This is a genomic window from Paraburkholderia sp. RL18-085-BIA-A (assembly GCF_046027075.1).
Classification (GTDB): domain Bacteria; phylum Pseudomonadota; class Gammaproteobacteria; order Burkholderiales; family Burkholderiaceae; genus Paraburkholderia.
In genome coordinates, this window is record NZ_JARESU010000201.1 from 1 (window position 1) to 11,378 (window position 11,378).

The 11,378-nt window shown below is 62.1% G+C and carries 9 protein-coding genes and 3 pseudogenes; 5 read left to right on the forward strand and 7 right to left on the reverse strand.

The features are described from left to right. Positions 1 to 307: 307 nt before the first annotated feature. A pseudogene (locus tag P0D89_RS47840) lies at positions 308 to 563 on the forward strand (IS6 family transposase); the annotation flags it as partial. A 62-nt stretch (positions 564 to 625) separates the two neighbouring features. On the opposite strand, the gene P0D89_RS47845 reads toward P0D89_RS47840, so the two are convergent. From P0D89_RS47845 to P0D89_RS47855, 3 genes are read right to left on the reverse strand one after another with little or no spacing between them, the layout of a single operon-like run. Continuing rightward, positions 626 to 2,224, reverse strand: coding sequence for an efflux transporter outer membrane subunit (locus tag P0D89_RS47845; protein WP_408369289.1), 1,599 nt, complete (start codon positions 2,222 to 2,224; stop codon positions 626 to 628). After that, complete coding sequence (locus tag P0D89_RS47850; protein ID WP_408369287.1) at positions 2,221 to 3,294, reverse strand: HlyD family secretion protein; 1,074 nt, start codon at positions 3,292 to 3,294, stop codon at positions 2,221 to 2,223. Before P0D89_RS47850 ends, P0D89_RS47845 begins: the two co-directional genes overlap by 4 nt. Before the next feature lie 11 nt (positions 3,295 to 3,305). After that, the gene (locus P0D89_RS47855; protein WP_408369291.1) at positions 3,306 to 4,856 is read right to left on the reverse strand and encodes an MFS transporter; all 1,551 of its coding nucleotides are present in this window, start codon (positions 4,854 to 4,856) and stop codon (positions 3,306 to 3,308) included. A gap of 405 nt (positions 4,857 to 5,261) precedes the next feature. Between P0D89_RS47855 and P0D89_RS47860 the strand changes: the two genes are divergently transcribed. Both P0D89_RS47860 and P0D89_RS47865 read left to right on the forward strand, forming a co-directional pair. Further along, the gene (locus tag P0D89_RS47860; protein ID WP_408369285.1) at positions 5,262 to 5,978 is read left to right on the forward strand and encodes an AraC family transcriptional regulator; all 717 of its coding nucleotides are present in this window, start codon (positions 5,262 to 5,264) and stop codon (positions 5,976 to 5,978) included. Between the two features lie 59 nt (positions 5,979 to 6,037). Beyond that, positions 6,038 to 6,496 (forward strand): annotated as a pseudogene (locus P0D89_RS47865) (IS6 family transposase); the annotation flags it as partial. Between the two features lie 453 nt (positions 6,497 to 6,949). On the opposite strand, the gene P0D89_RS47870 reads toward P0D89_RS47865, so the two are convergent. Further along, entirely contained in the window at positions 6,950 to 7,354 is a 405-nt protein-coding gene (locus P0D89_RS47870) for a CppA family protein (RefSeq protein WP_408378991.1), read from the reverse strand. A gap of 31 nt (positions 7,355 to 7,385) precedes the next feature. Beyond that, complete coding sequence (locus P0D89_RS47875; protein ID WP_408369283.1) at positions 7,386 to 7,811, reverse strand: hypothetical protein; 426 nt, start codon at positions 7,809 to 7,811, stop codon at positions 7,386 to 7,388. A gap of 778 nt (positions 7,812 to 8,589) precedes the next feature. Here P0D89_RS47875 and P0D89_RS47880 point away from each other — a divergent pair. Next, on the forward strand, positions 8,590 to 9,093 hold the full coding sequence (locus tag P0D89_RS47880) for a flavin reductase family protein (RefSeq protein ID WP_408369281.1): 504 nt from the start codon (positions 8,590 to 8,592) through the stop codon (positions 9,091 to 9,093). 74 nt (positions 9,094 to 9,167) lie between these two features. Here the strand turns inward: P0D89_RS47880 and P0D89_RS47885 are convergent, their stop codons facing one another. Further along, on the reverse strand, positions 9,168 to 9,743 hold the full coding sequence (locus P0D89_RS47885; protein WP_408369293.1) for a hypothetical protein: 576 nt from the start codon (positions 9,741 to 9,743) through the stop codon (positions 9,168 to 9,170). 114 nt (positions 9,744 to 9,857) lie between these two features. Here P0D89_RS47885 and P0D89_RS47890 point away from each other — a divergent pair, with 114 nt between their 5' ends. Continuing rightward, positions 9,858 to 10,805 carry a phosphodiester glycosidase family protein gene (locus tag P0D89_RS47890; RefSeq protein ID WP_408369279.1) on the forward strand — a complete coding sequence of 316 codons (948 nt, stop codon included), beginning with the start codon at positions 9,858 to 9,860 and terminating at the stop codon, positions 10,803 to 10,805. A 227-nt stretch (positions 10,806 to 11,032) separates the two neighbouring features. Here P0D89_RS47890 and P0D89_RS47895 read toward each other — a convergent pair. Next, a pseudogene (locus P0D89_RS47895) lies at positions 11,033 to 11,234 on the reverse strand (transposase); the annotation flags it as partial. Positions 11,235 to 11,378: the final 144 nt, after the last annotated feature.

The window sequence follows — 11,378 nt, forward strand, 5'->3', positions numbered from 1 at the left end:
TCGGTACGGCAAAAATGGTGTTCGTTAAAGGTCGCACCCGCGGGCAAACGCCCGCATGATTTTCAAGCGCGTATTGCAAACGCAAGGTTAGCGTTATACGGGGGTCGCAACCGCAGCATTTCGATGAAAAAAAATATAAGAACGGGACGCTTCGTGTCGAAGCCACCGGCAGGTGCGGACGTTCCTGTCGCTTCGAAACACGCAACACTGACGGGGCACACGTCCCGTCAAGTCCGCCATACCAAGCCCACGCTGGGCGACACCCGCACGACGGAATTGGTGCCATGCGCGCGGCCGCCCTAAACATGCGGCACCAACGTCGCAAAACCGCGCTCGTCAATCGCCTGACGAGCGACCGACACGCGAACGCGAGCGGCGCATGCGTGACTTTCGCAACCCGAAACGCACAAGATTTTTTCTCGTGCCTCGGGCCGATCCAATAACATTCGGCGCTCAAGCGGCATCTGCTGAGCGCTTTACTTTGTCGCAGAAAACTCGCAGCCCGGTTCGTTGCACGGCGCGAATTCACCGAAGTCGTCCAAAATCCGTCCGCTGCTTTCTGACCAGTAGTCGTATTCGCCGTCGTGCCGCCTCACTCTCGACAAGTCGACAAAGCCTTATTGATCTACGAATCTGATCCAATGGTTGCGGTATGCGCCGATTTCAGTTGCACGGATTTACCGAGCTTCGCAGCCGGCGGAACCTCCGGGAACGCCGTCTCCCAGCCACCGCCGAGGGCCTTATAGAGGGAGACGAGATTGACCGAGGCGATTGCACGGCTTTGCGCCAGATCGCTTTCGGCGTTCAGCAGGTCCCTCTGTACGGTGAGCACGTTGAGGAAATCGATCGCACCCTCGCGATAGCGTTGCTGCGCGACCCCGAGTGCGACCTGGTCCTGCTGCACCACGTCCTTCAGCTGGTCGCGACGGAGCTGTTCGGCATCGTAGGCCGACAGCGCGTCATCCACTTCATGCCAGGCCTGCAATACCGTACGCTGGAAGACGATCGCCGCTTCCTGTTGCTGAGCCTTGCGCAACTCGAGGGTGCCCTTGAGTCTTCCGCCCTGGAAAATGGGCAGCGAGATGGAAGGACCGAGGACGAACTGATGTGACGCCCAGTCACCCAGACTGGAAAGCTGGAGCGACTGAAAGCCGAGGCTGCCCGTGAGCGAGATCTGCGGATAGAAATCAGCCTGCGCGACGCCTATCTCCGCCGTCGCGGCGTGCAGTTGGGCTTCCGCCCGCCGGATATCCGGCCGCCGTCGTACAAGTTCCGACGGAAAGCCGATCGGCGCGCGGACCGGCAGGGACGGAATGTCGCGCGCGTCCTCCAAGGTCTGTCCGAGCGCACCAGGTTCCTCGCCGAGCAGGAAGCTTAGTGCGTTAACCAGCGCATCGCGGCGCGTCTGCAGCGGCGGCAGCCGCGCTGCGATTGATGCAACCTGCGCCGAGGCGTTGGCGACGTCGAGGTTGGTCGTGACTCCCTCGGTCAACCGCAGGCGGGTCAGCTTGACGGTGTCGCGGGCAAGCGCAAGGTTCTTGTTCGTGATGCCGAGCAGGGTCTGCGTGGCGCGCAGCTCGATGTAGTCGCGGGCAAGCTCGGCCTGCGCGGAAAGCAAGGCACCGCGGCGGTCCTCAACCGATGCCTGCATGGCCGCGTTGGCTGCTTCCACGCCGCGCCGTGCGTGGCCCCACAGGTCCAACTCCCAGGACGCGTCGAAGCCGTACTGCCACAGGTTGTACGGCGGCGATCCGCTCGTGCCGGGCAAGCTCGCGACACCGAATGCGGTGTCGCCACTCGCGGATTCGGGCTGTGCTCCGACAGGATTGACGCCCAGCAGCGAAACAATGCCGTTCGGGCTCGCCTGCTCACGGTTGTAGGACGCCGCACCGCCGATCATCGGGTATTGCTCCGCACCGGCGATGCGCAACCCGGCGCGGCTTTGCAGGAGCCGCGCCGAGGCGGCCTGCACGTCGAGATTGTCCGTAGCGAGACGCGACTCCAACGCGACCAGCTCAGGGTCGCCCAACAGGGACCACCACTCGGGCGCGAGCGTTGCTTCTACGGGTCGGCTCGGCGCCTGGGCGTGGTTGGCGCGGGTGAAATCGCTCGGCGCCGCGACTTTGGGCCGCTGGAAGTCGGGTCCGACCGTGCATCCGGCGAGCATGGCACCCGACAGCAGGGCTAGCAGAACGGGCCGAATAAAAAGTGAGCGCTCGGTCAATTTGTCCCCGTCCTCTCCGCCGAGGCATCACTTGCGGCTACATTGACAGTCGGCTCGACCGAAAGCCCCACGCGCAATCGGGCTGCCCCGGATTGTCCGGGATCGAGGGTAATCTTGACCGGCAGGCGTTGCACGATCTTGGTGAAGTTGCCAGTCGCGTTATCCGGCGCAATCGGCGCGAACGCGACGCCCGTCGCCGGCGCAAGGCTGTCGACGTGGCCCTTCAGGACAAGACCCGGAAAGCTGTCCACGGTGATGCGCGCCGGCTGACCAAGGCGCATACGGGCAAGCTGATTCTCCTGAAAATTGGCGATGACATAGGCCTGCGACAGCGGCACCACTGCCAGCAACGGCGTGCCCGCGCCGACGATCGCCCCCACGCGGATCGAGCGCTGGCCGACCATACCGTCGATCGGCGCGCGGATTTCCGTATAGGAGAGGTTGAGCTTCGCCTGATCGAGCGCGGCCTGCGCGCGTGCCAACGCACCGAGGGCCTTGTCACGCCCCGCACGCAGGATGTCGAGCTGCTGCTGGGCGGCAAGCAGCGCGGCAAGGTCGCGATCCTGGCCGGCTTGTTGCTGGTCGAGTGCGGTCACCGCGTGCTGTTGCTCCTCCATAGTGCCAGCGCCGCCCGCGGAGAGATCGCGGTAGCGCGTAGCGTTGGCGCGCGCGAAGGCAATGGCGGCCCGGTCGGAGCGCAAGGTCGCTTGTGCCTGTGTCACGAGCGCGGGATGTTGCGCAATCCGCGCATCAAAATCACCTACGGCGGCCATCGCTACCTTCAGGTCGCCCTCCGCGCTGCCAAGCGCGGCGCGATAATCCCGGTCATCAATGCGGGCGAGTAGCTGACCTGCCTTCACCACCTGATTGTCATCGACCAGCACTTCGGCAATCTGGCCGGCCACACGCGGCGCGACGAGCGTGTAATCGGCGCTGACATAGGCGTCGTTCGTCGTCTCGGCGCCGGGTTTGGCGACCAGCTTTGTGCCACCCCAGCCACAACCTACTAATAGCAAGGCTAAGGCCCCCAGCAAGACCGGCTTTCGGGATGGTTGACTTGGTAATGACATGTTCGATGCGTTCAGCGGGAAGTTGTTTGCGTGGCTGCGCGAGGCGGACGAACGCGCACAGGCACGATGGGAATGAGCAGCACAAGGGCGATGGCAATGGCCGCCATGACGAGATAGAGGTCGGCCGACATGAGCACGACCGCCTGCGCGTGAATCCGCCCGGTCAGATCGGCAAACGTCCCCATCGGATCGCCGCGTTGCCCGGCGGTCAACGGTTCGCTGCCCACCCGGTCGACGAGCATCACGGAATGATAGTGCTCGCGCGCGGTACCCAGTCCTTCCACCAGGCCGGTGCCGACCGCCGCGGCAAAGCCTTTCACCATGTTGAACATGGCCGAGGCGAATGGGCCCTCCGTTGGCGGCAGGCCGGTAGTGACTTCCATCAGCAGCGGAATCACGGCCATCGGCTCGCCGACCGTCAGAAGCGCCTGGAGCAGGTAGAAGTTCTCGCGCACCCAGTCCGAGGTCATGAAGCTGCCCAGGACGCAAGAGACCACCATAAGGGTGAGGCCAAGGCCCAGCACCCAGCGGCAATCGACGCGTTCGATGTTGAGGATCGCAGCCGTAACAGGCAACGCGATGAGTTGAGGCAGGGCCACGACCAGCGCCAGCGGCGCGATCTGCAGCGGCCGATAGCCGCGCACCTCGGCGAGATAGTCGCCGGGGATGACGGCCACGCCCAGTAGAACCACCAGCACGCCGGCAAGCGTGACCAGCGAATGCGTGAAATTGCGTTGGGCCAACATTCGCAGCTTGAAGAAAGGCAGCGGGTGCGACCACTCATTCAACAGGAACAAGCAGAACAACAGGCCTCCTCCACCCAGCATCATGCAGATCAGCGGCGAGTTCAGCCAATCCAGCCGGTCACCCTGGTACAGCCCGATCACCAGCATCGAGATGGCGGGAAAGCCGGTGAGGAAGCCAACCCAATTGAACGAGCGGATGCGCTCCAGCCTCAGCGAATCTTGCGGCAGGCCATAGGCGATGGCCGCACTGCTCACGAGGCAAAGGGGCACCACCTGCCAGAACACCATGCGCCAATTGACGTATTCGGTCCATAGAGCGGCTAAGGGCGTGCCCAGGTTGGGTCCGAACGTAGCGGTGAGCGCATAGCCGGCGAGTCCATAAAGCTTGATGTTGGGCGGCAGGTAGCGCAGCGCTGCGGTCATCAGCATCGGCGGCAGGCAGCCCCCGGCCAGCCCCTGGAGCGCTCTGAGGACAGCGAGCGTCTCGACATTGGGAGCGAACGGGCAAAGCAGGCCCAGCAGCGCGAACATCAGCGCCGCGCCGATAGTGAAACGCCGCAGTGAAAACGTGATGGAGCACCAGGGCGCGAACGCCATGGCGGAGACGTTGGTGGCCTCAAAGAGAGCTGTCAGCCAGGTTCCCTCGTCGTGGCCGATCGAGAGTGCGCCGCGCACGTCCGTCATCGCCACTTCGGTGACGTGCTCGTTCAGCCCGGCCGCGAGCGAAGTGAGCAGCATGCCCAGCAGTCCAATCGCAATCCGTAGCCCGAAAGCGGGTGGCGCGGGTGGCGCGGGTGGCGCAGGCGCGACAGGCATCCGCTGGCTCGGCGCGGGTGCCAAGACTTCGGCAGGCGTCATACTGACGAGCCAGCACACGCGAACCTGGCGTTGGCGGGCTCCCTAGGGCCGTCGGTGAGGCTGAACGCTGCCATGGGTGCGGCGCCGCCACAAATAGGCTTGAACAGGGACCAGATGGTGGCGAACAAATCTCGACGCGAACTCGGCACGGCTTACACTCAGCGTATGTAGTGGATTACCCTTACTCTAGCAATTCCAACCTTGGCTATCTCGTTAAAAAATGCCAACGTTCGTCGCGATACGGACAACCCTCTATTTTTTACTCAGTTAATCTGACTTCGGAATAGCTACATTCGTCGCACTATGGACCACAGATTTCGAACCATTGAGGATTGCCACCGCTCGCCCCGCGCGATTGCGGCCTTGGCAAGCGATTACCCGCATGGCCATTACATCGCTCCGCACCGCCACCTACGTGCGCAGCTGATTCATGCGATGACCGGCGTGATGACGGTCATGAGCGAACACGGGAGTTGGGTCGTGCCGACGGGCCGCGCCGTCTGGATGCCGGCCGGGTCCGACCATGCGGTCCGTTTTTTCGGCGACGTCAGCATGCGCACGGTCTATGTGACCCCCGACGCCCGCCCCAGCCTCCCGGGCGGCTGCGAGGTCATTGAAGTGTCGCCCTTTATGCGTGAGGCAATCGTCGCCGCGACGCGCATACCTCTGAACTACGGGTTCGGCGGTAGGGATCACCGTGTCATGGAGCTGATTCTTGACGAACTCGAGGCAGCGCCACGGCTGCAGTTGCATGTACCTATGCCTCGAGACCCGCGGCTCATGCGCCTGTGCGAGCATCTGATCGCAAGCCCTTCCCGACCGGTGACGCTCGCAGGTCTTGCCGCCGGAATCAACGTCAGCGAGCGAACGCTTGCCCGCCTGTTCCATCGCGAACTCGGGATGAGCTTCGGCCAGTGGCTGCGCCGCATGCGCCTGTTGCTAAGCCTGCCACGCCTCGCGGCGGGCGTGCCCGTGTTGCAGGTCGCGCTGGAGCATGGCTACGATAGTCCCAGCGCCTACTCCGCGATGTTCCGGCGCACGCTCGGCATCGCGCCGACCGCTTACCTGAACGCGCAATAACTGAGCCGTTGTTGTCCGGGATTCAAGTTGCACAAGCACAGCAAAACAATCAGGGGGAGATATGCTGTGCCGGCTACCGATTTCCGCGCGACGTGATCAGCTATGCCGTGTGGCTGTACTACCATTTTCCGTTGAGCCTGCGCATGGACGACGAGCTGCTGGCGGCTCACGGCATTGACCTTATCTACGAGACGGTGCGACGCTGGTCGGTGAAATTTGGCCTGGGTATCGCCCGGCGCATTAGATCTACCGCGCTGGCCCGAGGTGACAAGTGGCATCTCGACGAGGTGGTAGTCACTACCAACGGCAAGAAGCACTGGCTGTGGCGCGCGGTAGACCAGCATGGCGCGGTGCTCGATGTACTGGTGCAAAGCCGGCGACACAGGCATGCGGCCAGGCGGCCGATGCGAAAGCTGCTCAGGAAGCACGGACGCTCACCGCGTGTACTGGTCACCGACAAGCTCGGGAGCCACGCCGCAGCAAACAGGGATCTGAGGCTCAGCGTGGAACACCGGCAGCGAGTTCTGCAATATCCGTGGAATACCTCATCGGATTCGTGCGCGACAGCATCAGTGAATGCGTTGCTGATTTCCAAATTGACCAGAATCAATCGAACGAAAACCAGCATCGTTCTCGACGAGCGGCGCGCGATCGACATTCGCGAGACGGTCGGGCATGCCCGGTTTCCTGCCGAGCGGTTTTGACGTTTCGGGATTGATGGCGCTGAGATAGACGGTTAGTTGCATTGAGCAAAGCCGGTTTGATGCGTCAGGTTGCGGTTTGTGAAAGACCGGTATGGTGAAAACCGACTATCGCTCGTGGTGCGGCGGCTTGGGTGGGCTAGTCAGAGAGCGAGGCGCAAAGAGTCGCTCGTCCCAAACCACCGGGCGGGGAGCCGAGACGGTGATCCGCGCAGTATCCGGATGGGCCGGATTCACCAACGCGGTCTAAACGTAATCGTGCGCGAAGACTCAGATGGCCCCGAAAAAACCTAACCCCCAGCGCAATGTTCCAGCAAAGCCGATCCGACTGTGCTCGCCTGCAGGCCCCGCCTTTGCCTTGTTGCGGTCGCCGTCGATATCGCAGACCACCTCTACCTGATACGCTGCGCCCCAGGCACGCGACACAGCTTCTCGGCGCGGGGACGCGCCGTTGCCGCAGGGGCGGCTGACGCCTTCGTTGGCGATTGCGCAGAGCGCAGGCCGGTGCGAGGCGCTGAACCGGGACATTCGTATACCGAGGGTCCGGCACACGGTTGACAGATACGGCTTCGCCGGGCCCGCGTACCGCGTCGCCGCCGCTACGAACGCAGCTTCGCCGACGCGGCCGCGCAACCCACTCGAGCGGCCGTCGGCGCGTTCATTCTGCACGCGCACTAGATGCTCCATGACCCGCTCTTCCCACACTTCACGGTGTGCACACGATGGCTGTCATCAGCAAGGGAATGACAGCACGGACAACTGCAGTGCTCCCCGCTTCGGTGAGGTGACGCTTTACGGAATCTGCCGAGCCCAGCACCACCACACCGTAAAGTGGATCGGACGGGAGTTTGCCTCCGCCGGTTTTGAACATTGGATCGCCGGGTTGATACCCGAAGACCGCACGGACAGGGAGCCCGAAAGCAGTCAGGCGGGCGTCGTGGGTCGGACGGAACGCATTGACCGAATCCGGCTCAACGCGCATCGCTGGGGTTTCGATCGACTGACCGTTGAGGAGACCCGCTACGAAGTCATGTGCGTTCCCATCGCACTCTAGCTGGTCGTCCAGTGCATGACCGAAAGCTGCCGCCGGAAAAATAACAACGATTGCCAGAAGCCGTAAGATTTTTCGCATGACACCCATTCCGTAGTCGATCCCACCATCCCAAGACGCCGCCCGACGCGCACTGTCCCCCTATCGGCCTGCGACGGCCCCTTGAGGACAAGCATTCTCCGTACCACTTCGGATTGTCGCCAAGGCCTGGTCACAATCATAGATACTAGATGTTCCACGCACGGCGGTCGCACAACCTTGCGTGTCGCGGCAAGCGACGCGAGCAAGAGAACAACCGCTGCCATGTCATTGACCGTCAGCTCGGGCGAAGCGATATCCTCCTCAGGTGCTCGTCGCGCATGGAGCCTTGCGTGATCCCTTGCGTCGCTGCGCCAGCAGCGATGAAGCGGTTCCTTCGTTTGCCCAAGATCATGCCGGGCAAAATTTGCATCGACCTGCATGTGCTCGGCCTGGAACCCGGTAGCCGACTACACGTGAACCGGCAAGAATTATGAAGCGCTGCGGCGAATATCCAAGTGCTCACCAAAAAGCAAGCCGAACCGTTGGCCGCATCGCGGTCACACTGCTGGTGCAGATTCCGAAAACAGATGGGGACTCAATCAGGCGCTTTTCCGGCACAACGGTAACGGCGCACCCGCCGATGATAGGCGCCGCGCATTAGCAGTGGCCTGAGGGCGGCGCTATGATGAGACGTCGTCAGCCATCCTGGCGGTGATGACAGGGCGAACAGCGCGATCGTGACCCGCCGCCTCGATGCCTCAATGCTGTCATGCATCTTTCGTCGGAGTGAACTGACCGTTCGCTCGGCTCACTTCGCACACTGAGAAGAGGACGCACCATGAGCGATGGTATCGCAGAACTTTTCCAGCATTTGACGGCTGGCGTCTATGTAGTCGGCGTGGCGGATAGTGATCGCCGGAATGCGTTTACTGCCAGTTCAATCATGCAGGTTTCGTTTTCGCCGTTGCTTGTAGCTATCAGCATCAACCCAGAGCACGAGTCCTATAGGCTCCTTGGAAGAGGCCGGGTATTCGCCATCAGTGTGTTGGGTGCGCAGCAACAGGCACTCGCCGCACATTTCGGCACGCAGTCGGGGCGCACGGTCGACAAGCTCGCGTCGATACCGTGGCGGCCCGGCAAGACGGGCGCACCGCTGTTGCTCGACGCGCTGGCTCACTTCGAGTGCCAGATGATCAGCGACATCGAGGCTGGAGACCATCGACTGGTGCTGGGCCGCGTGATCGACGGGACGATAGTCAGCCCGGACGGGCACCCTCTGATATACGCTCAAACCGGCGACCTGGACATGAGCGCGGATCTGTATCCGGAACAGTTTCGCTAACCATGCAAGCCCTTATTCGATCCGTCCTGTAAAGCAGCCTCGTCTTTCCCAGACGGACGCGTTGGGCCTTGCGCCTATGAAAAGCAGCCGACCTCGCGGCTCAGGCTACGCACCACCACCGAGAGAGCGCCATCATTATTCGCGTCCGACGAGGGCACATACTCGCCGCCATGCGACGCCAGGAAGCGCGCCCCGCAGGCGATGGCCTGGCCGGCTGCGATATGCACTCCTTCGCGCGAACCTTTCTGCGAGGGATACATCGTTCCGGGCACGCTCGATGCGCGCTGGCCGAGATGTGTGAAGTGGTGATCTTCTTCTACCAGAGTTCCCGCGGCGATATCAGGTCGCCGGCCTACCTGCAACTGCAACGCACGATCGCCGAGATACAGACGGTCATCGGAGATGAGTGTCTCGACATCGCCCAGACTTACCGCTCCACGAATCAGATCAAGCCTGTGCATGACCTCCGTCGCCGCCTCCAACCCAACCTGCTGCCCCGATACCTCGAACAGTTGATGTCCATCCCAGCGAGTGTTACGTCGCGAGAGCGAGGAACGGCGGCACACACTGACCGCATTGTCCTGCCCGATGTAGTCATCGACGCATTCTGGAAGGAGTGCGATCTGTTTGCGGTCGCGCATGCCGCGCATGAACGAAAGCCGAACGAAAAGAAAAAATCACTTAACGGTCATCTCGCGTCTATAAGGTCTCCGGCACGGCAAGAGGTGACAACTTCGTCGCCGCCGTCAATGGAGATTAAAGACATGACGCGTGCTCTATTCCCCACCTCGGCAACTCTGAAGGCGCTGGCCGCCGCGGCGGTCATCGGCCTCGCTTCGGCGAGCGCGCAAGCCGACGTGCCCGATCCCACCACGCAGATCACGCAAAGCGGCTTCTCGCCTGTGTATCTCGGCGTCGATGCCGAAGCCGCGACTGTGCCGTCCAATCCCGCGACTGCGGGCGGCAAGCCAACCATAAGCCGCGCGTATGTAATGCGCATTGATCTGCGCGCGCCGGGCGTGAGCGTCGAGACGACCGGGCATAGCGGATCGCTGATGACGACGTCGGAGACGATTTCGCAATTCGCCGCGCGCACCGACGTGCGACTCGCGATCAACGCGAACTTTTTCGCACCGTGCTGCGCGACAACGCCCGAGCCGAAGACGATCATCGGCTTGCTGGTGTCGCACGGCCAGATTGTGAGTCCGCTAACCAATGATCCGACGCAAAGCGAAGCGGTGCTCGCGATCACGCGCCAAGGCCGCGCATATCTCGCCGAAGCGCCGGAGATTTCAGCGCAGGATCTCAAGCTGATCGACACGGCGGTCGCGGGTTCGGCGATTCTGCTGAAAAACGGCCAGGACGTCAGCGCGCAAAGCCCGAACGAAGGCGATCCGCTTAATCCGAATCCACGCACGCTGGTCGGCTTGTCGCATCAGGGCCGCTTTCTCTACTTCGTCGTGATCGATGGGCGCGTCGCGGGTTATTCGACGGGCACGACCAACGCGCAATCGGCGCAACTGATGAAGGCGATAGGCGCGGATGATGCGATTAATCTCGACGGTGGTGGCTCGACCGAACTGGTGCGCGCCGATCAGATCGGCGTGCCGTTCATCGTCAATACGCCGAGTGGCGGTGCCGAACGGCTCGACGCCTCGGCAATCGGCGTGCATGCTTTAAAGCTGCCGGAAGCGCCGGGGTTGCCGTTTTAAGGCGCTTAACGTTTGAGAATGCGCCGGCTCCTCAAAAATAGCCGGCCGCTCACGCGCTCGGCTTTTTTCCGTTGGATTTGCGGCGGGTCGATGGCGTTTTCAGACCGACGTCGTATGGGAACTGTTTTTTTCACTGTTGAAATCAGATCCCTCGTGTCGACACGACCATGTTTTTAACCCGAGCGATCGTCCCGACATCGCCGGCCGCAAATTGGCTCCTCAGAGGCTCAGCTTTCCGCCATCCTCATGGCATTCATCGTCCTGGCAGCACCCGGTATTCATGACTCGCTTGAGGTTGTAGGCCAGCACCAGAAGGCTCATCTCCGTACTCACGCGTCCAAACGTCCTGGTCAGGAAGTGGGTGTAACCCATCCAGCGCTTGAGCGTATCGAACACATGCTCGACAGTACTTCTGCGGATGGTCATTGCCTCGCCTCCGCGTTGGGCTCGCATGTGGAGCGTGTCGAAACAACTGGACTTGCCCCTGCATGACCGGACATGCGGTCACGCTTAGGTTGGTGAATTTGCTCGCTGGCGAAACTCGCGTGGTGAGCAGTATTTCAGGGCGCTGTT

What these genes read in the sequence shown, in the direction of transcription:
- P0D89_RS47880 (WP_408369281.1), top strand. Translation starts at nt 8,590, where the DNA reads ATGAGCGATGGTATCGCAGAACTTTTCCAGCATTTGACGGCTGGCGTC.
- P0D89_RS47850 (WP_408369287.1), bottom strand. Translation starts at nt 3,294, where the DNA reads ATGTCATTACCAAGTCAACCATCCCGAAAGCCGGTCTTGCTGGGGGCC.
- P0D89_RS47885 (WP_408369293.1), bottom strand. Translation starts at nt 9,743, where the DNA reads ATGCGCGGCATGCGCGACCGCAAACAGATCGCACTCCTTCCAGAATGC.
- P0D89_RS47890 (WP_408369279.1), top strand. Translation starts at nt 9,858, where the DNA reads ATGACGCGTGCTCTATTCCCCACCTCGGCAACTCTGAAGGCGCTGGCC.
- P0D89_RS47855 (WP_408369291.1), bottom strand. Translation starts at nt 4,856, where the DNA reads ATGCCTGTCGCGCCTGCGCCACCCGCGCCACCCGCGCCACCCGCTTTC.
- P0D89_RS47875 (WP_408369283.1), bottom strand. Translation starts at nt 7,811, where the DNA reads ATGCGAAAAATCTTACGGCTTCTGGCAATCGTTGTTATTTTTCCGGCG.